Raw genomic sequence first — 22,378 nt, 5'->3', positions numbered from 1 at the left:
TGGCCGACGATGGAGGGCCACCCATCACTCCCGGAGGACGCCGCGCATGCGTTTCTACGCCGAGCAGCCCGCCCTGCGGGCCCGCCAGCTGGCCGCCGACCTCGGCTTCCTGCTGTGGGCGGTGGCCTGGGTGCTGGTGGCCCGGGCCGCGCACAGCGCCGTCCTGCTGCTGGCCGGGCCGGGGCGGGCGGTCGAGGACCTCGGGCGCTCGGTCGCGGGCTCCATGGACTCGGCGGCGTCGGCCGCCGAGGGCGTCCCGCTGGTCGGTGACGAGCTGGCCGCGCCGTTCGACGCCCTCTCGGGGGCGGGCGGCTCGGTGAGCGGCGCCGGCCAGTCGGCGCAGGACGCGGTGGACACCCTGGCGACCATCCTCGGCGTCGTCCTCGTCCTGCTGCCCGTGGGCTGGATGCTGCTGCGGTGGCTGCCCTGGCGGCTGCGCTACGCCCGCGACGCGGGCGCGGCGACCCGGCTCGCCGGCAGCGGCGCGGGTCTGGACGTGCTCGCCGTCCGCGCCGCCGCCACGGCGCCGCTGAACCGCCTGGCCGAGCTGCCGGGCGGCACCAGCGCGGCGTGGTGGGCCGGCGACCCCGCCGCCACCGAGCAGCTCGCGCGCCTGGAGCTGCACCGCCTGGGGCTGCGCCCGCCCGGTGACCGGCCACCCCTCAGGGCCCCGCGCTGAGCGTGCGGAGCGGGGGAGGAAGGGTGGTCCTCTCTCAGCCGGCGTCGACGGGGCGGAGCCGTGCGCCGCCCGCCCGCACCCGGGCCGCGGCCAGCAGCCCGACGACGGCCGAGACGTTGCGGATACCGCCGTCGAAGACCTGCTGCACCGCGTCGGCCAGCGGCACCCGCTGCACGGTCATGTCCAGCTCCTCGTGCTCCACGGTGAAACCGTCCGGGCGGTCCACGTCGGTGAGCTCCTCGGCCAGGTACACCAGCACCTGCTCGTCGCAGAAGCCGGGCGAGCTGTAGTGCGTGGTCAGCAGCGACCAGCGGGCCGCCGACAGCCGCACCTCCTCGGCGAGCTCCCGCTTGGCCGTCTCCAGCGGCGGCTCGCCGTCGGCGTCCCGGAGCCCCGCCGGCAGCTCCCACAGGTAGCCGCCGACCGGGTGCCGGTACTGCCGCAGGAGGACGACCTCGTCGGCGTCGGTGAGGGCGACGACCGCCACCGCGCCCGGATGGCGGACGACCTCGCGGACGCTGTCCCCGCCGCCCGGCATCGCCACGGTGTCCTTGACCAGGCTGATGACCCGGCCCTCGTACACCGGCTCCGAGGAGAGGACGCGGTACTCGTGGGCGTCCGGCTGCCCCTCGCCCATCAGATGCCGACCTTCTCCGCCTCGTCCACCGGCACCGGCAGCCGCGCGGACTCCTGGTAGTCGACGGCGGCCTGCACGAACGCGGCGAACAGCGGATGCGGCCGGGTCGGGCGGCTCTTCAGCTCGGGGTGGGCCTGGGTGCCGACGAAGAACGGGTGCGACTCGCGGGGCAGCTCGGCGAACTCCACCAGGAGGCCGTCGGGCGAGGTGCCGGAGAAGACCAGGCCGGCCTCGGTGAGCCGGTCGCGGTAGGCGTTGGCCACCTCGTAACGGTGCCGGTGCCGCTCGGTGATGTCGGTGGATCCGTACGCGGCGGCCACCACCGAGCCGTGCTGGAGCGCAGCCGGGTAGCTGCCCAGGCGCATCGTGCCGCCCATGTCCCCCCGGCCGGCGACGACGTCGAGCTGGGTGGCCATGGTGGAGATGACCGGGTCCGGCGTCTCGGGGTCGAACTCGGCGGAGTTCGCCTGCTCCAGGCCGGCGACGGTGCGGGCGTACTCGATCACCATGCACTGCAGCCCCAGGCACAGGCCCAAGGTCGGGATGCCGTTCGTGCGGGTGTACCGGATCGCGCCGAGCTTGCCCTCGATGCCACGCACGCCGAAGCCGCCGGGGATGCAGACCCCGTCGACGCCGGCCAGCGCCTTCTCCGCACCCTCGGGGGTCTCGCAGTCGTCCGAGGGCACCCAGCGGATCTGCACCCGGCTGCGGTGCGCGAACCCGCCGGCGCGGAGCGCCTCGGTGACCGACAGGTAGGCGTCGGGCAGGTCGATGTACTTGCCGACGAGGGCGATCGTGACGGTCTGCTTCGGGGCGTGGACCCGGTCGAGCAGGTCGCCCCACACCGTCCAGTCCACGTCGCGGAAGGGCAGGCCCAGCCGGCGGACGACGTAGGCGTCCAGGCCCTCGCGGTGCAGCACCTTCGGGATGTCGTAGATCGAGGGCGCGTCGGGGCAGGAGATGACGCCCTCGGCGTCGGTGTCGCACATCAGGCTGATCTTGCGCTTGAGGCCGTCGCTGATCTCCCGGTCGGAGCGGCAGACCAGGGCGTCGGGCTGGATGCCGATGCTGCGCAGCGCGGCGACGGAGTGCTGGGTCGGCTTGGTCTTCAGCTCGCCCGAGGGCGCGATGTAGGGCACCAGGGAGATGTGCAGGAAGAAGCAGTTGTCCCGGCCGATCTCGTGGCGCACCTGACGGGCGGCCTCGAGGAAGGGCAGCGACTCGATGTCGCCGACCGTGCCGCCGATCTCGGTGATGACGACGTCCACGCGCTCGGCGCTGTCGGCGCCGGCGAGGATGCGGGCCTTGATCTCGTTCGTGATGTGCGGGATCACCTGCACGGTGTCGCCGAGGTACTCCCCGCGCCGCTCCTTGGCGATCACGTCGGAGTAGACCTGCCCGGTGGTCACGTTCGCCCGGCCGGAGAGGTCGGTGTCGAGGAAGCGCTCGTAGTGACCGATGTCCAGGTCGGTCTCCGCGCCGTCCTCGGTGACGAACACCTCGCCGTGCTGGAACGGGTTCATCGTGCCCGGGTCCACGTTGAGGTAGGGGTCGAGCTTCTGCATCGTGACGCGGAGGCCGCGGCTGGCCAGCAGCGTGCCGAGCGAGCTGGCGGTCAGGCCCTTGCCGAGCGAGGAGACGACCCCGCCGGTGACGAAGACGAACTTCGTCGGCTGGTTGTTGTGGAGCAGGAGGCTGCTACCCGAGTGATCACGTGTTCCCGACGGTCGACCCACGGGAGACGACCGTAACACGGTCGGGGCCTGCAGCCCGGCCGGAGTGCGGAGCGCCACCCGCGGACTCCCCCGTGCCGCCGGCACCCGGGTCCGGGCCGACCACCAGCCACACCAGCAGCGGCACCAGCAGGGCGGCCGCGGTCGCCGGCAGGGCGACACCGGAGTCGTTGACCACCGCCCCGATCGCCAGGCTCAACGCGACCGACACGAGTGCGGCGCGCAGCACCGCGGCGTCCGCGAGCGGCAGCCCGGCCGGGCCCCGCGGCGCGCGCCCCGGCCCCGCGGGCACGCTGCGCAGCGGGCCACCGGGCCGCAGCAGCCAGACGGCGGCGACCAGCGCGACCGGCAGCATCCACGCCAGCGGGCTGCCGAGGAGGATGCCGACGTTGGCCTGCGCCTTCCGGCTGATGACGGTCCACGCCTCCCCGGTGAGCACCTGCTCGACGAACCGGCCCAGGTGGGTGCGGTCCGCCGGCGCGCGGAGCCAGTCCAGCACCGCGATCGTGCTGACGGCGACCACCGCCGCGGCGAGGATCGCCGCGAACCGGACGACGGTGACCCGCACGCCCAGGAGCAGCATCGCCAGCAGGAGGAAGCCCGGCAGCGCCGCCAGGACGCCGCCGAAGTCGCGGCCCAGCGGCGGCGCCCCGATGACGGCGACGGTCAGCAGCCCGGCGCCCAGCACCACGCCGGCCGTCCGGCGGCGGGCCCGCCCGACCGGCGACCGGCGCCCGACGGCCGCGGCCAGCGCGGCGGTGACGGTGAGGGCGCTCACCGACAGGAGCCCGAACGTGAGGTTGCCGTAGCCGGTGAACCGCCCGGCGACGACCGCGTCGTAGCCCAGCGGCCCGTCCAGCTCCAGCGGCGAGCCGGCGAGCACGTCGCCGACGAGGGTGACCAGGGTGAGGACGAGCACCGCCAGCGCGGGGCCGAGCCGCCGGCGGCGCCACGGCCCGAGAGCGGCGACCGCCAGCACGCCCAGGTCGGCGACGACCACCGCGGTGACGAGGGCCGCCAGCGGCGCGTCGGCCCGCTCCCAGGGCACCGCCCCCGCCAGGTAGGTGGCCACGGGCAGCCCGGCGGCGGCCAGGCACAGCAGGCGCAGCGCACGCCGCGCCGGCGGCCAGGTGCCCGGGCGGGCACCCCGCCGACCGCTGCCCACGACCAGCACGCCCAGCCCGACGACGGCCGCGCCGACGAGGACGAACGTCCAGAAGAAGATCCCGGTGTTGCGGTGGTGGGTGATCGCCGCGACGTTGACCAGTTCCAGCCGGCTCACCGCCTCGGGCAGCGGCGGCCGCTCCCCCGTGCTCCGCCACGGCTGGCCGTTCATCGACGCGGGCGGGTCGAGGCCGAGCGCGCGCAGCGCGGTCGGGGCCACGTCGATGAGCTGCACGAACGGGACCCGGCCCGTGCTCGCGGAGGTCAGCCACCCCGCGTCGAACCCGGGGCCGGAGGCCATGCCGACGTGCAGCTGCGGTCGGCCGTCGTTGACCTCGGAGATGCCGGCCAGCAGGAGCAGGGTGTCGCCGGGCAGCGTGTCGAGGCCGGCGCGCAGCCGGCCGAGCGCGTCGTCGATCCGGGTGAGGGCAGCGGCCCGCGGCTCGGGCCGGGTGCCGTCGTCGGTGGGCTCCGCCCCGGGGGCCCCGGCGTCGGCGAGCTGGTCGAGGGAGACCAGGGTCAGCGGGCAGGCGGTGAGCACCTCGACGACCTCCGCCTGGTCGGCCGGCAGACCGGGCACCGCGGTGAGGGGCACGCCGTCCGCGGCCACCGCGAGGGCGGCGGCCCGACCCGACACCGACGCGCAGCCGACGGCCTCGCCCAGCACGCCGGGCTCCGCGCCGAAGCGCACGGTGCCCTCGTCCTCGGCGATCCGCGCCACGGTCGCCTGCGGGTCGCCCAGGGCCACCGCGGCCACCCGCTCCTGGAGCCCGCAGCGGGTGAGCGAGGTGTCCAGCCGGGGTTCCTCGGGCGCCTCGCCACCGGGGGCGGGGTCGTCCCCGTCGTCGCCGGGGGAACCGGGGTCGGGCAGCGTGGGCAGCGGCACCGGCGGCAGCCCCTCGTCGGTGCCGGGGAACCGCGCCCGGTTCCCGGCGCCGAGCGTGGCCCAGCCGTCCAGGAGGCAGCTGGTGGACCGGGCGGCGCGCACCGACGTCGCCCCGACCGCCGACTCCCCCGCGAGGGCCCACAGCTGCGGTGTCGCCGCGGGGTCCACGTCGGCCCAGGTGAGCCCGGGGACGCCGACGACCACGACACGGTCCGCGGTGGAGCTCTCCGCACCGGTCGCCGCCCCGGCCGCGGTCGGCAGCCCGACCAGCAGCAGCACCAGGACCAGGAGCGCCGCTGCGCGGCGGACCCCCCGTGCGGCCGGCCCGTTCATGTCGCCGGCCGGGCCGGCGGCGTCCCCAGCAGCTCCCGGTAGATCGCGACGAGCTGCGCCGCCGTGCCCGCCTCGTCGGGCCAGCCGGCGGCCTGCCGGAGGCCCGCTGCGACCAGCTCCGCGGCGTGGGCGCTGTCGCACAGCACGCGCACCACGGCCTCGGCCAGGGCCACGGCGTCGCCCACGGGGACGAGCTCGGCGGCGTCGCCGAGCAGCTCCGGCAGCCCGCCGGTGCGGGTGGCCACCAGGGGCACGCCGGCGCGGAGCGCCTCCTGCGCGGTGAGCGACCGCGCCTCCCAGCGCGAGGGCAGCACGCACAGGTCCGCGGCGCCCAGCAGGTCGGCCACGTCGTCCCGGCGGCCCAGCAGCGAGACCGGCAGCGCCTCGGCGCGGATGCGCGCGGCCAGCTCCTCGTGCAGCGGCCCGTCGCCCGCGACGACCACCGAGGGCACCGGGCGCACCCGCTGGTCGGCCGACCAGCGCGCGACCGCGTCGAGCAGGACGTCGTAGCCCTTCTGGGGGTGGAGCCGGCCCACGGCCACGACGAGCGCGCGGTCGTCGTCCAGGCCGAGCTCGGCGCGGACCTCCGCCGGGGTCCGCGTGGCCGCGGGCAGGGGCGGTGCGGAGACCGGCGCCACCCGCACGTCGCGGGCGCCCAGCCGGCGGGCGTTCTCCGCCAGGTCGGCCGAGGCGGCGAGGACGACGTCGGCGGCCCGCACGGTGGCCCGCTCGGCGCGCTCGAGCACCCGGTGCCGCAGACCGCCGCCCTCGGGGAGGGCGTTGTGCAGCGTGAGCACCAGCGGCACCGTGCCGCCGGCCAGCCGGCGCGCCGCCGCAGCGACCAGCCCGGCGCGCAGCCCGTGGGCGTGCAGCAGGTCGCTGCCGGTCAGCGCCCGGCGGAGCGCCTGCACGGCGCGCGCGTCCGCGGTCGGCGCCAGCCCGGCGGAGATCTCGACCGGGGTGAACCGGGCGCCGTGTCCGCTGAACCCGAAGAGCGCATCGGTGGCGGCGGGTCCGCAGACCTCGACGTCGGCACCCGCCGCGCGCAGCGGTGCCAGGAGCGAGCGGACGTGCGTGCCCACCCCGCCGGTGCTGGTGGCCAGCACCTCGGTGATGCAGCGGTCCCGCAGGGGCGTCTCAGCCACTGCGCACCTCCTGCCCGCCCGTCGACCGCAACTCCCGGAGCGCCCCCACCAGCTGCGCGCGGGCCGTCCCCATCATGACGGCCAGCGCCACGACCAGCACGGCACCCCCGACGACGACGCCGGCGCCCAGCGCGGCGAGCAGCCCGTCGGGCACCGGGTCGGCGCCGAGGACGCGGGCCAGCCACAGGCCGGCCCCGCCCGCCAGGACCGCCGCCAGCACCCCGACCGGGCCGCTCCGGGTCAGCCCGTGCAGCGCCGGCCGGCCCGCCACCCGCAGCACCACCACCAGCAGCCCCGCACCGGCGACGGTCACCCCCAGCGTGTGGCCGAGGGCCAGGGCCGCGGCCCGGTCCGCGGGGGGCAGCGCCGCGGCCAGCACGACGTCGGCCCCGACGGCGAGCAGCCAGCCCCCGAGGACGCAGACCGTCGGCGACCGCCACAGCCCGCGGGCGTAGAGGGCGCGGGTGAGGACGGCCACCAGCGCGTAGCCGAGCAGGCCGGGCGCGAAGGCCACGACCGTGTCACGCAGCGCCGCCACCTCCCGGTCGGTTCCCCCGGCGAAGAAGACTCGCGCCACCGGGCCGGCGGCGGCGACCAGCACCGCGGTGGCCACGGCGGAAGCGGCGACGGTGAGGACGACGACCGGTGCCAGCGCGCGGCGGTAGCCGGTCTCGTCGCCGGCCTCGGCGCGCTCGGCCAGGCCCGGGTAGGCCGAGGTGGCCAGCGGCACCGCGAGCGCCGCCCACGGCAGGAGGAACACGGTCAGGCCGGCGGCGTACACGACCTGCGTGCCGTCGGGTGCGCCGCTGTTGGCCAGCCGGATGGCGACCGCGGCGAGCAGCTGCTGCCCGGCGAGCGTGAGGACACCGGCGAGGGCGAGCCGGCGGACCCGCGGGGCGGCGCCGACCGGGAAGCGGAGCGACGGACGCAGCCCCAGCCGCAGCCCCCGCAGCGGCACCAGCAGGCTCAGGCTGAGCGCCACGACGCCGAGCGTCGTCCCCACCCCGAGCACCAGCTCGGCCGGCGTCGAGAGCCCGGCCACCTCCTGCCCGCCGCCCATGACGGCGAACACCAGGTAGGCCGCCGCCACGACGACGCTGGACAGCAGCGGGGCCAGCGCCGGCCCGGCGAAGCGCCGGTGGGCCTGCAGGACGCCGGTGAGGACGATGCCGATGCCGTAGAGGACGACCTGCGGGGCGAACACCAGCAGAAAGCGGGCGGCGAGCTCGACCTGCTCGGGGTCCTCGGCACCGAGCAGCAGCCGCGCGATCGGCTCGGCCAGGAGCGCCAGCAGCACCGCCAGCGGGACCAGCAGCAGCAGGGTCCAGCCGAGCAGGGCCGAGGCGGTGCGCCGCACCTGCTCGCGGTCCCCGGCGGCAACGCCCCCGGCGAGCATGGGGACGACGAGGCTGGCCAGCGCGCCGCCCGCCACCACCTCGAAGACGATGTTCGGGACGTTGTTGGCCGCGAGGTAGGTGTCACCGGTGCTGCCGGGGCCGACCGTGTTGGTGAAGACCAGCGTGCGTCCGAACCCGGCCAGCCGGGCGAGCACGGTGAGCACCGCGATCAGCGCCGCGGCACCGGCCACCCCGCGGGCCACCTGCCGCCCGGTCACGAGGGACGGCGGCCGAGGCGGTCCAGGTCGCGCAGGCCCGGCGTGGCCTCGATGACGCGGGTGAAGCTGACCCGCTCGCTGGCGAGGGTCAGGGCGGTGACGGCCGCGAGCGCCCCGGCCCGGGCCGCGCGCGGGCCGACGGCGGCCAACCGCAACCCCAGGAGCGCGCCGAGCGCGTTGGCCCCGCTGTCGCCGAGCATGACGCGCTCGCCGAGGTCCTCGGGGAGCACGGCGAGGGTGGCGCCGAGCGGCCCGGCGGCCAGCCCCCCGGCGGGTCCGCCGAGCCCGGCGGCGGCGGCGAGGACGCCCACCTTGGCGGCCCGGCCGGGCCGCAGGTCCAGCAGGTTGAGCAGGTTCGCCGTCCCGGCGACGAGACCGGTGGTGAGGACACCGTCGACGAGGGCACCCACCCCGCGTCCGCTCCGCCGGGTCAGCAGGGCGGCGGTCGCGGCGGCGGCGCCGATGCCGGCGACCTTCACCGCACCGGCGGAGACCCGGCCCTCCCGCAGCGCGCGCAGATGGCCGGCGAGCCCCTTGTCGCGGGCCTGCTCGGGCCGGGCGCCGGCGAGGTCGTCGTATCCGCCGACGAGGCCGGACGCGACGCCGACCACCACCGCGGCGGCCCGGGTGCCGGGCGGGGCGCCGAGCGCGGCGGCCGCGGTCGCCGCGGCGGCGACCGCGGGCCCGCCGAGGAGGCTGACCGGCCGCCCGGCGTAGTTCGTCCGCTGCCAGGGTGCACCGGCCGGGTGGGCCGCCAGCCGGGTGGCCGCCGACAGGGCGCCGCGGGCCGCCCCGGCCCCGGCGAGGGCGAGCAGCGCCGTGCGCCGTGCGCTCACTGGGCGGCGGTGGGCAGCGGCGGCACCGGCTGGGTGTCCTCGCCGGTCCCGTACATGCCCGACGTGCCCTGCGACTCCTGGCCGAGCGCGAGCACGGTGCTGATCCGGCCGACGGCCGTGGCCACGTTGTCCACGGTGGAGATCGCGGACGCGAGCGCCGGGTCCGCGCGCAGCGCGCCGATCAGCCCGTTCGGACGGGCCGACGGCGCGTCCCCGGCCACCACGGCCCCCCGGCCCTGCTCGTCGAGGGCGCTGGCCAGCGCGACGAGGGCGGCGTTGCGGGCGTCGGCGTCGTCGCCGGTGAAGCCGCTGCCGGTGAGCAGGACCGCGTGGTCGGCCGGGGTGACCGACGCCCCTTCGGGGACGAGCACGTCCAGGGAGCTCAGCCCGGCCAGGACGGAGGAGACCGCCGCTGCGTCGGGCGCCGGGCCGTCCGGGGGGACCATGAGGACCTGCGCCAGCAGCGAGGCGACCAGGACGCCGGTGTCGCCGCTCTCCGGCAGCTGCAGGCCGGCCGGCCGCCCCGGGCCGGTGACGAAGTTCTGCAGCGCGGCCCCTGTCGCCGGATCGCTGTACTCGGGCTGGAGCCGCACCACCCCGCTGACCGAACCGCCCGCCTCGGCGATGAGCGCGGTGACCGCCTCGACCGTCTCGGGGGTGACGGAGTCGTTGGTCGGGACGAGCAGCACCGAGCGGTCGGTGAGGGTCCCCTCGACGAGGGGGCCGGCCACTGCCTCCTCGAACTCCTCGGAGGTGTCCAGCTGCGCCTCGAGCTCCCGCGTGCGGTCCTCGAGGTCCCGCTTGTCCTGCTCGAGCGCGGCCACCTGGTTCTCGATGTCGGCGAGGATCGGCTCGTTGAGCGCCGTCGTCCCGATGACGATGCCGAGCGCGACGGCGAGGAAGACCGCGATCAGGGAGACCAGGTGGTAACGGAAGTCGATCACGCGAAGAGGTTCTCCAGCCAGAACATGAAGCTGTTCCATTGGTCGAGCAGCAGGTCCAGGTAGACGCGCCCGGCCGCGGACAGGGCCAGCGCCGACCCGATCGCGACGAAGGCGGCGATCACCAGGACCACGAGCGCGGTCGTCGAGATGCGGCTGCGGTACAGCCGGCTGACGCCCTTGGCGTCGACCAGCTTGCCGCCCAGCCGCAGGCGGGTGAGGAACGTCGAGGCCATGCCTCCGCGTCCCTTGTCGAGGAACTCGACGAGGGTGGCGTGCGTGCCGACGGCCACGATGAGGGTGGCGCCCTTCTCGTCGGCCAGGAGCATCGCGATGTCCTCGCTGGTCGCGGCCGCGGGGAAGGTGATGGCCTCGACACCGAGGTCCTGCACGCGGGCGAGCCCGGGCGCCCGGCCGTCGGCGTAGGCGTGCACCACGACCTCGGCGCCCGAGCGCAGCACGTCGTCGCTCACCGAGTCCATGTCACCGATGATCATGTCCGGCGAGTAGCCGGCCTCGACCAGCGCGTCGGCGCCGCCGTCCACGCCGATGAGGACCGGCCGGTAGTCGCGGATGTAGGAGCGGAGGGCGTGCAGGTCCTCCTTGTAGTCGTAGCCGCGGACCACCACGAGCACGTGCCGGCCTTCGATCTTCGTCGCCACGTCCGGGACGCCGACACCGTCCAGCAGGAGCGCGCGCTCCCGCTTCATGTACTCCATGGTGTTGGCGGCGAACGCCTCCAGCTGCACCGAGAGGCCGGCCCGCGCGTCGGCCATCGCCGCGGCGACGCTCTCGGCGTCGTGCTCGGTGCCCTCGGCGAGGACCGTGCCCTCGGCGTCGAGGAGGCGGCCGCCCTCGAGGCGGACCTCGGCGCCCTCCTTGACCTTCGCGAAGACGTCCTTACCGACGTCGTCGAGCAGGGGGATACCGGCGTTGATCAGGATCTCCGGGCCCAGGTTGGGGTAGCGGCCGGAGATGCTGGGCGCGGCGTTGACGACGGCGGCGACCTTGCAGCCCACCAGGGCGTCGGCGCTCACGCGGTCGATGTCCACGTGGTCGATGACGGCGATGTCGCCGGGGCGCAGCCGCTTCGTCAGGTTCTTGGTGCGCCGGTCCAGGCGGACGGTGCCGGCGGTGCCGGGACCCGCCTCCTGGGCCCGGCCGCGGCGAACGGTGCCGATGCGCATGACATCGCATGCTGCCACGGTCGGTTGCCGGGCCGATCCTCCGACGCGCCTCGGCAACCTCCTGGTCACGCAGCGTGTCCGACACCACCTCCACGCGACACGCCGTGCGCGCCGCGTCGACCGCTTCCGCGGAACCGTTACCGAGTCGTGACTAGCGTTGCCCGTGTGACTGGAGTGGCCGGAGCCCTGACGACCGCAGCGAACCTCCCGCAGGTCGAGGAGGACGCCCCCGCGCCCGCTGCGGCGGCGGTGATCCGCGCCGTGCCGGCCCCCGAGCCGGTCGCGCCGCCCGCTCCCCCACCGGGCCGGACCCCCGAGGAGGACGCGGACTCCCGGCCCCGGGGCCGCCGGAAGCTGCGGGGCCAGGGCATCCGGGAGCACCGCCGGCAGGAGACCCGGGCACGCATCGTCGACGCCGCCACGGAGTTGTTCGACGCACGCGGGTTCGACGCCGTCAGCGTCGTGGAGATCGCCCAGCGCGCCGGCGTGGTCGAGAAGACCGTCTTCAACCACTTCCCGGTCAAGGAGGGGCTGGTCTTCGACGCCGACCCGCCCATGCGCGCCGCCCTGCTGGACGCGGTGCGCCGTCGGCCGGCCGGCGAGTCGGTGGCCGCGGCCGCCGGCAGCTTCGTCGTCGCCGCGGTGAGCGTGCTCGGCACGCCGGAGGCCGCCGACGGCGTGGCCCGCATGGCGCGGGTGATCCGGGGCAGCCGGACGCTGCAGGTGCGCGAGCGGGAGATCCTGGGTGAGCTCACCACCTCGCTGGCCGACCTGATCGCCGAAGAGACGGCGGCGCGGCCGGGCCAGATCGAGCCGTGGCTGGCCGCGCACGCCGTGCTCGGCCTGTACGCCTCCCTGCTGGAGCTGGCGCGCGACCGGGTCCTCGACGGGGTCAGCGGCCCCGAGTTGGGGGCCGAGCTCCGCCGCCAGGGCCGGCGCGGCCTGGCCCTGCTGCAGTTCGGCCTTGCCGGCTACGCCAAGCGGAGGTGACCACCTCTCCGATCGGGGGTCGGGAGGGCCTCCCCAGGAGGGTGGGGAGCCGCCCCGCGAGACGGCCCGCAGAGGCGGACCGGAGGGTGCCCGAGGAGGGCCGGGAACGGCTCAGCGCACCTGGGGCACGGCTCCTGGCCGCGGTGTGATCCGGAGGATCACAGGCCGACTTGCAGGGAGCCCAGCAGTTGCTCGGCGCGGTCGCCGGGCAGCCCGGGATCGCGGGTGAACAGCGCGACGGCGACCATGTAGCCGTCGTCGCCGGCCCAGCCGTGCCCGTCCGCGCAGATCCGGCGGATGTGCTCACGCACCTTGGGCTCGCTGCTGTAGGGGCCGAAGTCCAGCCCCATGGCCAGGAAGTTGACGACCCGGTAGCCGAGGTCCTCGGCCGTGCGCACGGTGGCCTCCGGGTCCGAGTAGCTGGCGACGGCGGTGATCACGTCGGTGTAGCCGGCCTTGAGCAGCTGCAGCACCAGGTCGTTGCCCCGCACCCCGCCCCACAGCTCGGGCATCAGGATGTCCCGGTCGGGAGCGGGGATGTAGGGCGGGTTGGAGATCACGGTGCGCGCCGGACGGCCCCCCGCGGAGTCGGCCTGGTCGAAGAAGTCGCCGTGCTCCACGGTGTACCGGTCGGCGACACCGCGGGCGGCGATGTTGGCGCGGGCCTGCTCCACCGAGGGCGCGCTGATGTCGTAGCTGCGCACCCGGAGGCCGGGCAGCGCGCGGACGACGTGGGAGATCGCCGTGGCGTCACCGGTCCCGAGCTCGTCGACGCCCTCCTCGACCCACCCGAGCTGGTCGCGGTACTGGCTCAGCAGCATGCAGACCGAGAAGCCGTAGTGCGCGGACTCGTCGGTCGAGGAGAAGCACGTCACCGACGCCCCCTACCCCGGTGCGCCGCGCGGCACTCCCCGGCTGTCCCGCACCGGTGAAGCGCTCACCGGCACCGGTCCGGTCAGCGGGCGGCCGCCGCCACGGCGAGCAGCTCCCGCGCGTGCGCCTGCCCGGTGTCGCTGTCGGCGAGGCCGGAGAGCATGCGGGCCAGCTCGCGGACGCGGTCCTCGCCGTCGACCGAGCGGATGTCGGTGGCGGTGACCCCGGCGCCGGTGTCCGGCGCCTTGTCGACGACGAGGTGGGTGTCGGCGAAGGCGGCGACCTGCGCCAGGTGTGTGACGACGACGACCTGGTGGTCGCGGGCCAGCCGGGCCAGCCGCCGGCCGATCTCCCCCGCCGCCTGGCCGCCGACCCCCGCGTCGACCTCGTCGAAGACCATGACCGGCACCGGGTCGGCGCCGGCGAAGACCACCTCGATGGCGAGCATGACCCGGGAGAGCTCACCACCGGAGGCCCCCTTGTGCACCGGCCGCGCCGGCGCTCCCGGGTGGGCGGCGAGCAGCAGCGCGACCTCGTCGATGCCTTCGGGCCCCGGGTCGTCGGGGTGGCTGTCGATGCTGAAGGAGACCTGTGCGCTCTTCATCGCCAGGCCCGCCAGCTCGTCGCCGACCTCGGTCGCGAAACCCTCGGCGGCCGCACGCCGCCCCGCCGAGATCTCCGCGCCGAGCCGGTCGACGTCCGCGCGCGCGGCGTCCCGCTCGGCGGCCAGGGCCTCGAGCGCCTCGTCGGAGACGTCGAGCTGGGCCAGTCGGTGCGCGGCGTCCTCGGCCCAGGCGAGCACGCCGGCGACGCCCGCACCGGGGTCGGCGTACTTGCGCACGAGCGCCGTGAGCGCGGCCCGGCGGTCGAGCACCTCGGCAAGGCGGGCCGGGTCGGCGTCGAGGTCGGCCACGTAACCGGCGAGCTGACCGGCGACGTCGGAGACCACGGCGACGGCGTCGGCGAGGTCCTGGGCGAGCATCACCAGCGTCGGGTCGTCGGAGCCGGCCAGGGCGCGCTCGGCGATCGCCAGCGCCGCGGTGGCGTCCTGCGGGACCTCACCGGCCCCCAGGTCGCCGGTCACGTCACCGACCAGGGCCATGCGTGCCTCGTCGGCCGCGGCGCGCAGCGCGTCCGCGTCGCTGAGCCGCTTGGCCTGGGTGTCCAGGGCCTCGTCCTCGCCGGGCTCGGGGGCGACGCCGGCGATCTCCTCGAGCCCGTGCCGCAGCACGTCGGCGGCCTGCGCCAGCTCGCGGGCCTGCCCCCGCCGGCGGTCCAGGTCCGCGGCCAGCTCCCGCCACCGCTGGAAGGCGGCGCGGTAGCGCTCCAGGAGCGCGAGGTGCTCCCCGCCGGCGTACCGGTCCAGCGCGCGGCGCTGCTCGGCCGGGCGAGACAACCGCAGCTGGTCGGTCTGGCCGTGCACCGCGAGCAGGCTCTCGGCCAGCTCGGCGACCACGCCGACCGGCACGCTGCGGCCGCCGAGGTAGGCCCGCGAGCGGCCCTCGGCGCTGACGGTGCGGGCGAGGATGAGGCTCCCGTCGTCGTCGGGGTCGGCACCGGCGTCGGCCGCGCGCGCCCAGGCCGGGGACTCCGGCGGCAGCTCCAGCCGCCCCTCCACGCCGGCGCGGCCGTTCGCCCGGACGCGACCGGGGTCGGCCCGCCCGCCGAACAGCAGGGTCAGCCCGGTCACCACCATGGTCTTGCCGGCGCCGGTCTCCCCCGTCACGACCGTCAGGCCGCGGCCGAGCTCGAGGGTGACGTCGTCGATGGCGCCCAGCCCCCGGATGCGCAGCTCCGAGAGCCGGCCCGTCGCCGTCGCCGGCGCCGGTCGCTCAGACGTCGTGCGTGCCGCCACCGCTCACCTCCCGCGCCGGGGCCGGCTGGGCCGGGTCGTCGACGGAGACCACCTCGCGGGTGAGGACGTTGCGGCTGGTGAACAGCTCGTGCCCGGGGCCGGCGTGCCGGGCGTCGCGGAACCCGCGGACCGGCAGCCCGAACTTGGCCACGAGCCGGTCGCCGAACGTCGACGCGTGCACTCGGGCGATGCGCACCGGCCGGCTCGCCCGGCGCACCTCGACGCGCCCGCCGTCGGGGACGTCGAGGGTGCGGCGCCCGTCGGCGGACACGCGCGCCTGGTTGCCGTCGGCGGGGACGGCGACGGTGACCACGGAGTTCGGCGAGGTCACCAGCGGCCGGGCGAACAGCGCGTGGGCGTTGCTGGGCACCAGCAGCAGGGCCTCCACGTCGGGCCAGACGACCGGCCCGCCGGCCGAGAAGGCGTATGCGGTGGACCCGGTGGGGGTCGCGCACAGCACGCCGTCGCAGCCGAAGCTGGTCAGCGGCCGCCCGTCGATCGCGATGACGACGTCGAGCACCCGGGAGCGCTCGGCCTTCTCCACGGAGACCTCGTTGAGCGCCCAGGTCCCCCCGACGACCGCGCCCCGGCCGTCGACGACGTCCACCCGGATCGCGAGCCGTTCCTCGACCGAGTACTCGCACTCCTCGATGGCGCTCAGGGTCTCCTCGACCGCCTCGGGCTCGGTCTCGGCGAGGAAGCCGACGCGGCCGAGGTTGACGCCCATGAGCGCGGCATCGGTGTACCGGGCGAGCTCGGCGGCACGGAGGAAGGTGCCGTCGCCGCCGAAGACCATGATGATCTCGGCGTCCCTCGCTGCACCCTCGTCGCAGGGCACGACCTCCGCACCCGGGATCTCCAGGTCGAGAGCCTCGTCCTCGAGGACCTTGACCCCGATGCCGCCGCGCAGGAGCCGCGCGGCGGAGGTGCGGGCCAGCTCGACGATGTCCCGCCGTCCGGTGTGCACCGTGAGCAGGACCCGCCGGGTCCGCTGCTGGTCGGGTGCTGCCGTGCTCGGCTCGGTCACTGAGGCCCCTCCTGGACTGCTCGACGGACGGCGTCCTCCTCGACCGGTCCGGCGTCGGACCGCAGCCACAGGAAGAACTCCACGTTCCCGGCCGGCCCCGGCAGCGGGCTGGCCACCACGCCGGCGGTCCCCCAGCCCAGCGCCTGCGCCGCCCGGCCGACCTCCAGGACCGCCTGCACCCGGTGCTCCGGATCGCGCACCACGCCGCCGGCGCCGAGTCGTTCCCTGCCCACCTCGAACTGCGGCTTGACCATCGGGAGGAGGTCGGCGCCGGGCAGGGCGCAGGCGGTGAGCGCCGGCAGCACCAGTCGCAGCGAGATGAAGGAGAGGTCGGCGACGACCAGGTCGACCGGACCACCGATCGCGTCGGGGGTCAGGGTGCGGACGTTGGTGCGCTCGTGCACCTCCACCCGCGCGTCGGTGCGCAGTGACCAGGCCAGCTCGCCGTACCCGACGTCGACGGCGACGACCCCGACCGCCCCGCGCCGCAGCAGGACCTCGGTGAAGCCCCCGGTGGAGGCGCCGGCGTCCAGGGCCCGCCGTCCCTCGACCGGCACCGGGAAGGCCTCCAGGGCGCCCAGCAGCTTGTGCGCGCCGCGGGACACCCACGACGGCTCGTCCGGGTCGGTGCGCACCACCACGGGGGTGCCCGCCTCGACGCCGGTGGCCGGCTTGGTGGCGGCCTGCCCGGCGACGGCGACCCGGCCCTCGGCGATGAGGCTCACCGCGTGCTCGCGCGACCGGGCCAGGCCGCGGCGCACGAGCTCGGCGTCGAGCCGGCTGCGACGGGCCATCAGCGCGGGTCGATCGTGCCGAGCTCGCGCTGAAGGCGCGCGTGCTCGGCCTCGAAGACGGCGACGTGCTCGGACACGGGCAGCTCGGCCAGACCCTCCAGCCGACCGCCCTCGTCCCCGGCGGTCGTGCCCTCGTCCGCCGGGGCCTCCGGCGACGGCTCCGGCCGCGGGCCCACCGGCGGTGCACCGGGGGCGACGACCGGCGCGGGCCCCGGGCGGTACGGCCCGGGCACCGGTCGCGGTGCGGTCGGCTCGGTCACGGAGCACCTCTCGGGGGAGCTGGTCGGCTGGGCAGGGACGGGCGCTCGCGGGCGCGCCGGCGTCTGCTCCGGAGGTTACCGGCCGGGCACGACGCGGACGGGCCGGACGGAGCAGCGCGATAGCGTCGGAAGACCGCACCCGCCGCCGATCCCAGGGGAGACCGCTCCGCGTGGCCACGATGGACCAGTGCATGACCGCCCTCTCGGGCATCCTCGGCGACCTCGCCGCGAACCCCGCGGCGGCCGGGCTCGACCGCAGCCTGTCCTGCCGGCTGACCGACCTGGGGCAGGTGGTGCTCGGCCGGCTCAGCTCCGGATCGGTGAAAGACCTGCACGCCGTCCCCGACGGCCCGGGGGTGCCCAAGGCCGACATCCGGCTGACGATGACCAGCGACGACCTGGTGGCCCTCACCGACGGCCGGCTGTCCTTCGGCCCGGCGTGGGCGAGCGGACGGGTCAAGCTGGAGGCCGGCCTGCGGGACCTGCTGCGGTTGCGCAAGCTGCTCTGAGCCCCGGCGGGTCAGCGCGTGCCGCCCGACGGCAGGTGCCAGGCCTGCGCCGTCGCGGTTGCGGCCGCGCCGCGCGGGAGCACCCGCGCCGGCGTCCCTCCTCGGGGGTGGGCGGACCAGTGGGCGACGCAGAGCGCCCGCAGACCGTCGAGGTCGTCCGAGCCCTGTGCTGCGCTGCCCGCAGAGGCGGTGCCGGGCCCGGTGAGCTCCAGCGCCTCGCTGCCCTCCGCCTGCCGGACCGTCCAGCCGCCGCACCGCCACGTCCGGTCCTCCACGGTCACCGGCGGGTGCGGGTGCAGGAGGCCGGAAGCGTCGGCGGCGAGCAGGTCGGGCCGGTGCCCCGGCCCGGCGGCGAGGAGCGTGGCCGGATCGGTCACCCCTGAGAGGACCAGCAGGCCGACCGCACCGGCCCGGCGCGCGCCCTCGATGTCGGTGTCCAGCCGGTCGCCCACCACCAGGGGCCGCAGGGCACCCGTGCGGCGGACGCACTCGGCGTGCATCGCCGGGTCCGGCTTCCCGGTGACCAGGGGTTCCTGCCCGGTGACCTGCCGCACCACCCCGACCATCGCGCCGTTCCCGGGCAACGGACCGCGCGGCGAGGGGATGGTGGCGTCGGCGTTGGTCGCGACGTGCCGGGCTCCGTTCCGGACGGCGACCACGGCCTCGGCCAGCTGCGCCCAGCCGACCTCGCGGCCGTAGCCCTGGACGACCGCGTCCGGGCGGTCCTCCGCGCGGGTGACCACCGTCAGGCCGGCCGCCTCCAGCGCAGCGGCGACCCCCGGGCCGCCGACCGGCAGGACGCGCGCTCCCACGCCGAGCAGCTCCGCCACCACGGTCGCCGCCGCCTGGGAGCTGGTGATGACGTCACGGGGCTCGGCCGGTACCTGCAGCTCGCTCAGGTGTGCGGCCACCTGCTCGGGCGTGCGGGCGGCGTTGTTCGTGACGAACCCAAGCCGCATCCCGTGGGCGCGCGCTCCGGCCAGCGCCGCGGGCACGCCGGGGACGGCATCGGGCCCGACGTAGACGACCCCGTCGAGGTCGAGCAGGGCCACGTCGTACCGGCGCGTCGGCAGCTCGGCGCAGCCCTCGGCCATCGTGATCGGTGCGGACAGGGCCCCCTGGTCGGTCACTGGGACCCTCTCGTCCGACGGGCCCGGACCTCGCGGAGCGCCCGGGCGTAGTGGGCCACATCCGGGCGCATGGCGACGGCGAGCGCCAGCTGCTCCGCTGCCAGGGCGAGGTCCCCGGCGCGGCTGGCGGCCAGCCCGAGCCCGAAGCGGGCGTAGTCGTCGGCGGGGTCGGAGGCGATGAGCCGGGTGAAGCTCTCGATCGCCTCCGGGTAGCGGTGGGCGTCGTACTGGGCCCGGGCCAGCGCTTCCCGGACGCTGCGCGACCCCGGCTCGGCCTCCGCTGCGCGGGCGAGGAGCGTCGCCGCGGCGTCCGGATGGCGGTCGGCGAGCAGCTCCAGACCGCGGTGGTACCAGTCGAACACCCCGCCCGCAGGCGCGTCGCGGTATCCGCCGCGCTCGTCCGGTGCACCTGCTGCCGACACAACCGCCCCCTTCCTCCACCGCTACCGGGCCCCGCCGCGCGCCGGTACGGCAGGTGCCACCTCCGGCGGCGCTCCTACGATCTTCGTCGTGCTCTCGTCGTCGGTGGAACCCTGGACGCCGCCCGGATCCGGTCCGGGCCTGGAGGTCCGGCCGTTCCGGGCGCTCACCTACCGGAACCGGGATCCCGGGCACCTGGCCCGCGTCAGCTCGCCAGCCTACGACCTCGTGACGCCCGCCGGCCGTGCTCGGCTGGCCGCCGCCGACCCGCACAACATCGTGCGCCTGATCCTTCCCCAGGTCGACGGCGAGGCGCAGGAAGCGGACGCCTCGGCCCAGCTCGCCGCCACCACCCTCCGGTCGTGGCTCACCGAGGGGGTGCTCGTCCGCGACGCTGCCCCGGCTCTCTGGCTCTACGAGCTGCAGCCGGCCGACGGCGCGCCGGCCACCGTGGGTTGGCTGGGTGCGGTGGCCCTGCCGCCGACCGGCTCCGCCGCGGTCCTCCCCCACGAGGACACCTATCCCGCCGCGGTCGAAGGACGGCGCGCGCTGCTGGCCGCGACCGGCACGGACCTGGAGCCGATCGTGCTCGCCCACGACCCCGAGCCGGAGGTGGCCGAGGTGAGCGCCAGGGTGCGGCGGTCGACCCCGACGATGGAACTGCGCGACGGCGACGGCGTGCTGCACCGGCTCTGGCGGGTCGACGACGGGGCGACGCTGGAGGCCGCGACCCAGGCGCTGTCGCGGACCCGGGCGGTGATAGCCGACGGGCACCACCGCTTCGCGGCGGCACGCGCCAACGCGGGGACGCAGGACGGGGCCGCGGGCTCGGACGCAGTGCTCGCCCTGGTCACCCCCATGGGGCCGGGTGGCCTCCGCGTCGACCCCATCCACCGGGTGGTGCCCGCCCTCCCGTTCGAGGCCGCGGTGACCGCTGCCGCCCAGGGTTTCGTCACGGCCGAGGTGCCGGTCGACGGGACGACCCCCGAGGCGGTGGTCGCGGCCGCACGCTCGTGGCTGGCCGACCCGGCCGAGCGCGGGCTGCTCCTCAGCGACGGCCTCCGCCTGGTCCGCCTCACGGCCGCCGCTCCCGAGGTCCGCGCCGCCGTCCCGGCCGAGGCGCCGCCCGCGTGGCGCGACCTCGACGTGGTCCTCGCGCACCACGGGCTGCTGCAGGTGCTGTGGGGACGTCCGGACACCGTCGAGGCGGTCGTGATCGCTCACGGGCTCGAGGAGGCCGTGGCGACCGCCATCGACCGCGCCGGCGTCGCCGTGCTGCTGCGGGCGCCCTCGCCGACGGACGTGGCCGCGGTCGCGCGTGCCGGCGCGCGCATGCCGCGCAAGTCGACCTTGTTCGTGCCGAAGCCGCGAACAGGACTGGTGCTGCGGCCCCTCGCTGACTGAACGGCAGGGCGCCCCCTCACGCCGTCTCCCCCGCCGCGCGCGCGGACGATCGAGGCACCTTGCGTCCGCGCCGGCAGTTCACCTCGCACACCGACGCGGTGCCCGAGCCGGTGCGCCAGAAGCGTCGCTGCAGCGCGCCCTCCACCTCCACCACGTCACCGGGCTGCCAGGCCGCGACCCGGCGTTGCAGCCCTCGGTCGTAGGTGATGCAGGTGAGGACGTCCACCGCGCGGCCGCGCACGGTCGGCCCCGGCCTGCGCACCACCAGCCGGAAGCTCACCAGCGTGTCGCCGCTCGGCAGGGTGCGCAGTTCTGCGGGGGCGGACAACCGCCCCCGCAGCACCACGTCGTTGCGATCGATCACAGCCACCGTCATGTCCGCAGCCTGGTTGCTGCGGGTGGCCCGAGGGTCCGGTCGCGGTGATCTGTGGATCCCCGTCCGCATGTGGACGGAGGACGATGCGTCGCGGTCAGGCCTCCGGGTCGTCGCCCGTCTCGAGCCGATCCGCCCCGGTGGCCGCGTCGCCGTCCGTCTCGCCCAGCAGTTCGGCGACCTCCGCCTCGACCTCCTCGGCGAAGCTCATCGTCCGGGTGCTCGCCCCGGCGTCGACGGTGGGCGCGCTCCCCGAGACGTCCTCATCGGCCGACCCGCGCTCGACATCGCTGAACCGGACGGCGGGAGGCGCGCCCTCGGGCACCTCGTCGGCGGGCACCTCGTCGGCGAGCACCTCGTCCTGCGACACCGCGGCCTCCGAGGACTCGTCGGAGGCGGCGTCCCGGGACACGTCGTCGGCGGACACCTCGTCGGCAGACGCCTCGCGCCCGGATACCTCGTCGGCGAGCTGCTCGTCGAGCGCATCGGTCTCGCCGACCTCGCTGAACTCGACGCCGAAGTCCTCACCGGCCAGCTCGGGATCGATCACCGCGACAGCCTCCAGCCACTGCTCGGCGCGATCCACGTCGCCCTGCGTGCGCAGCAGTTCGGCATAGGCGGCGGCGAGCCGCAGCTGACCAGGGTCGCCCGCGTCCAGACGCGAGGGATCCGGGCGCCCGCCGAGTGCCCGTTCCAGGACCAGCCGGGCGGCCGCCTCCTCGCCGAGGTCCTGGCGCGCGCCGGCCTCGACCAGGCGCAGTTCCACGGTCTCCTCGGCGTCGACGGACTCGCCCAGCGCCTCGTTCACCAGGCGGATGGCCACCTCGGGCCGGCCGAGCGCACGCTCGCAGTCGGCGAGCACCGCCCGGTACCCCTGGTCCCCGCTCATGCGTCGGTAGGCGCGGATCTCCCGGGCGGCCTCGGTGTAGTCGCCGGCGTGGTAGGCCGCCACGCCCACAGCCTCACGCACGACGGCCAGGCGGGAAGCCCGGTCACGCGCGGCTCGGGCATGGGCGAGGGCGGTCTCCGGGTCTTCGTCGAGCAGCGTCCCCGCAACGACGAGGTGGCCGGCCACCTTGGCGGAGTTGCGCGGGTCGAGGCCGCGGAGGGCAGCGCGGATCGCGGGATCCAGGTCACGCGGGTCCGCCCACTCGGGCACCTCCGGGCCCGCGGGCACGGGCGGCCGTCGGTCCTGTGCGCCACTGGCCGGCCGGCTGCCCTCGGGACGACGCTCGCGCCAGTTCCCCTGCGAGCGCTGCGGCCGGTCCCCCTGGGGACGGCGGTCCTGCCAGTCACCACGCGGCCGGTCCCCCTGCGGGCGGTCCGACCGCTGCGGACGGTCGCCCTGGGGATGACGGTCCTGCCAGTCACCACGCGGCCGGTCCCCCTGCGGACGGCGGTCCTGCCAGTCACCACGCGGCCGGTCCCCCTGCGGGCGGTCCGACCGCTGCGGACGGTCGCCCTGCGGACGGCGGTCCTGCCAGTCACCACGCGGCCGGTCCCCCTGCGGACGGCGGTCCGACCGCTGCGGACGGTCCCCCTGCGGACGGCGGTCCTGCCAGTCACCACGCGGCCGGTCCCCCTGCG

General features: G+C 76.5%; 21 protein-coding genes. 4 read left to right on the top strand and 17 right to left on the bottom strand.

Features of this window, described 5'->3' with window-relative positions; genetic code table 11:
- Nucleotides 1–46: 46 nt before the first annotated feature.
- Complete coding sequence (locus ACI79W_RS18840) at nt 47–679, top strand: hypothetical protein (RefSeq protein ID WP_456563619.1); 633 nt, start codon at nt 47–49, stop codon at nt 677–679.
- Between the two features lie 34 nt (nt 680–713).
- Here the strand turns inward: ACI79W_RS18840 and ACI79W_RS18835 are convergent, their stop codons facing one another.
- The 8 genes from ACI79W_RS18835 to steA are packed head-to-tail and all read right to left on the bottom strand — an operon-like array spanning nt 714 to nt 11,156.
- Nucleotides 714–1,316: an NUDIX domain-containing protein gene (locus ACI79W_RS18835; RefSeq protein WP_456563618.1), complete on the bottom strand. Its 603-nt coding sequence runs from the start codon at nt 1,314–1,316 to the stop codon at nt 714–716.
- Nucleotides 1,316–3,052 carry a CTP synthase gene (locus ACI79W_RS18830; RefSeq protein WP_456563617.1) on the bottom strand — a complete coding sequence of 579 codons (1,737 nt, stop codon included), beginning with the start codon at nt 3,050–3,052 and terminating at the stop codon, nt 1,316–1,318. The genes ACI79W_RS18835 and ACI79W_RS18830 overlap by 1 nt, the downstream gene beginning before the upstream one ends.
- Nucleotides 3,027–5,432: a hypothetical protein gene (locus tag ACI79W_RS18825; protein WP_456563616.1), complete on the bottom strand. Its 2,406-nt coding sequence runs from the start codon at nt 5,430–5,432 to the stop codon at nt 3,027–3,029. The genes ACI79W_RS18830 and ACI79W_RS18825 overlap by 26 nt, the downstream gene beginning before the upstream one ends.
- Nucleotides 5,429–6,577: a glycosyltransferase family 4 protein gene (locus ACI79W_RS18820; RefSeq protein ID WP_456563615.1), complete on the bottom strand. Its 1,149-nt coding sequence runs from the start codon at nt 6,575–6,577 to the stop codon at nt 5,429–5,431. The genes ACI79W_RS18825 and ACI79W_RS18820 overlap by 4 nt, the downstream gene beginning before the upstream one ends.
- On the bottom strand, nt 6,570–8,192 hold the full coding sequence (gene murJ / locus ACI79W_RS18815; RefSeq protein WP_456563614.1) for a murein biosynthesis integral membrane protein MurJ: 1,623 nt from the start codon (nt 8,190–8,192) through the stop codon (nt 6,570–6,572). Before murJ ends, ACI79W_RS18820 begins: the two co-directional genes overlap by 8 nt.
- Nucleotides 8,189–9,028, bottom strand: coding sequence for a hypothetical protein (locus ACI79W_RS18810; protein WP_456563613.1), 840 nt, complete (start codon nt 9,026–9,028; stop codon nt 8,189–8,191). Before ACI79W_RS18810 ends, murJ begins: the two co-directional genes overlap by 4 nt.
- Nucleotides 9,025–9,972, bottom strand: a complete 948-nt coding sequence (locus ACI79W_RS18805; RefSeq protein ID WP_456563612.1) for a copper transporter — start codon at nt 9,970–9,972, stop codon at nt 9,025–9,027. Before ACI79W_RS18805 ends, ACI79W_RS18810 begins: the two co-directional genes overlap by 4 nt.
- The gene (gene steA / locus ACI79W_RS18800) at nt 9,969–11,156 is read right to left on the bottom strand and encodes a putative cytokinetic ring protein SteA (protein WP_456563611.1); all 1,188 of its coding nucleotides are present in this window, start codon (nt 11,154–11,156) and stop codon (nt 9,969–9,971) included. Before steA ends, ACI79W_RS18805 begins: the two co-directional genes overlap by 4 nt.
- Before the next feature lie 165 nt (nt 11,157–11,321).
- On the opposite strand from steA, the gene ACI79W_RS18795 reads away from it, so the two are divergent.
- On the top strand, nt 11,322–12,146 hold the full coding sequence (locus ACI79W_RS18795; RefSeq protein WP_456563610.1) for a TetR/AcrR family transcriptional regulator: 825 nt from the start codon (nt 11,322–11,324) through the stop codon (nt 12,144–12,146).
- Between the two features lie 158 nt (nt 12,147–12,304).
- Here ACI79W_RS18795 and ACI79W_RS18790 read toward each other — a convergent pair whose 3' ends face one another.
- From ACI79W_RS18790 to ACI79W_RS18770, 5 genes are all read right to left on the bottom strand, one after another.
- Nucleotides 12,305–13,021 (bottom strand): methylase, encoded by a 717-nt coding sequence (locus tag ACI79W_RS18790; RefSeq protein ID WP_456563609.1) that lies wholly within the window; start codon nt 13,019–13,021, stop codon nt 12,305–12,307.
- 80 nt (nt 13,022–13,101) lie between these two features.
- A complete protein-coding gene (recN, locus tag ACI79W_RS18785; RefSeq protein WP_456563608.1) occupies nt 13,102–14,874 on the bottom strand; it encodes a DNA repair protein RecN in 1,773 nt (590 codons plus the stop codon).
- Nucleotides 14,852–15,901: an NAD kinase gene (locus ACI79W_RS18780; protein ID WP_456563607.1), complete on the bottom strand. Its 1,050-nt coding sequence runs from the start codon at nt 15,899–15,901 to the stop codon at nt 14,852–14,854. Before ACI79W_RS18780 ends, recN begins: the two co-directional genes overlap by 23 nt.
- Complete coding sequence (locus ACI79W_RS18775) at nt 15,898–16,695, bottom strand: TlyA family RNA methyltransferase (RefSeq protein ID WP_456563606.1); 798 nt, start codon at nt 16,693–16,695, stop codon at nt 15,898–15,900. The genes ACI79W_RS18780 and ACI79W_RS18775 overlap by 4 nt, the downstream gene beginning before the upstream one ends.
- The gene (locus ACI79W_RS18770; RefSeq protein WP_456563605.1) at nt 16,695–16,955 is read right to left on the bottom strand and encodes a hypothetical protein; all 261 of its coding nucleotides are present in this window, start codon (nt 16,953–16,955) and stop codon (nt 16,695–16,697) included. Before ACI79W_RS18770 ends, ACI79W_RS18775 begins: the two co-directional genes overlap by 1 nt.
- Nucleotides 16,956–17,134: 179 nt before the next feature.
- Between ACI79W_RS18770 and ACI79W_RS18765 the strand changes: the two genes are divergently transcribed.
- Nucleotides 17,135–17,464 carry a sterol-binding protein gene (locus ACI79W_RS18765; RefSeq protein WP_456563650.1) on the top strand — a complete coding sequence of 110 codons (330 nt, stop codon included), beginning with the start codon at nt 17,135–17,137 and terminating at the stop codon, nt 17,462–17,464.
- 11 nt (nt 17,465–17,475) lie between these two features.
- Here ACI79W_RS18765 and ACI79W_RS18760 read toward each other — a convergent pair whose 3' ends face one another.
- Entirely contained in the window at nt 17,476–18,594 is a 1,119-nt protein-coding gene (locus ACI79W_RS18760) for an HAD-IIA family hydrolase (RefSeq protein ID WP_456563604.1), read from the bottom strand.
- On the bottom strand, nt 18,591–19,016 hold the full coding sequence (locus ACI79W_RS18755; RefSeq protein WP_456563603.1) for a tetratricopeptide repeat protein: 426 nt from the start codon (nt 19,014–19,016) through the stop codon (nt 18,591–18,593). Before ACI79W_RS18755 ends, ACI79W_RS18760 begins: the two co-directional genes overlap by 4 nt.
- Nucleotides 19,017–19,104: 88 nt before the next feature.
- Here ACI79W_RS18755 and ACI79W_RS18750 point away from each other — a divergent pair, with 88 nt between their 5' ends.
- Entirely contained in the window at nt 19,105–20,418 is a 1,314-nt protein-coding gene (locus tag ACI79W_RS18750; RefSeq protein ID WP_456563602.1) for a DUF1015 family protein, read from the top strand.
- A 16-nt stretch (nt 20,419–20,434) separates the two neighbouring features.
- Here ACI79W_RS18750 and ACI79W_RS18745 read toward each other — a convergent pair whose 3' ends face one another.
- Together ACI79W_RS18745 and ACI79W_RS18740 are read right to left on the bottom strand one after the other, a co-directional pair.
- The gene (locus tag ACI79W_RS18745) at nt 20,435–20,794 is read right to left on the bottom strand and encodes a single-stranded DNA-binding protein (protein ID WP_456563601.1); all 360 of its coding nucleotides are present in this window, start codon (nt 20,792–20,794) and stop codon (nt 20,435–20,437) included.
- A gap of 94 nt (nt 20,795–20,888) precedes the next feature.
- The gene (locus ACI79W_RS18740) at nt 20,889–21,968 is read right to left on the bottom strand and encodes a tetratricopeptide repeat protein (protein WP_456563600.1); all 1,080 of its coding nucleotides are present in this window, start codon (nt 21,966–21,968) and stop codon (nt 20,889–20,891) included.
- Between the last annotated feature and the right edge of the window lie 410 nt (nt 21,969–22,378).

It is taken from the genome of Blastococcus sp. SYSU DS0533 (genome assembly GCF_054050775.1).
This window is presented reverse-complemented; position numbering and strand designations above follow the sequence as displayed.

What these genes read in the sequence shown, in the direction of transcription:
- ACI79W_RS18840 (WP_456563619.1), top strand. Translation starts at nt 47, where the DNA reads ATGCGTTTCTACGCCGAGCAGCCCGCCCTGCGGGCCCGCCAGCTGGCC.
- ACI79W_RS18835 (WP_456563618.1), bottom strand. Translation starts at nt 1,316, where the DNA reads ATGGGCGAGGGGCAGCCGGACGCCCACGAGTACCGCGTCCTCTCCTCG.
- ACI79W_RS18825 (WP_456563616.1), bottom strand. Translation starts at nt 5,432, where the DNA reads ATGAACGGGCCGGCCGCACGGGGGGTCCGCCGCGCAGCGGCGCTCCTG.
- steA (WP_456563611.1), bottom strand. Translation starts at nt 11,156, where the DNA reads ATGCGCATCGGCACCGTTCGCCGCGGCCGGGCCCAGGAGGCGGGTCCC.
- ACI79W_RS18775 (WP_456563606.1), bottom strand. Translation starts at nt 16,695, where the DNA reads ATGGCCCGTCGCAGCCGGCTCGACGCCGAGCTCGTGCGCCGCGGCCTG.
- ACI79W_RS18765 (WP_456563650.1), top strand. Translation starts at nt 17,135, where the DNA reads ATGGACCAGTGCATGACCGCCCTCTCGGGCATCCTCGGCGACCTCGCC.
- ACI79W_RS18745 (WP_456563601.1), bottom strand. Translation starts at nt 20,794, where the DNA reads ATGACGGTGGCTGTGATCGATCGCAACGACGTGGTGCTGCGGGGGCGG.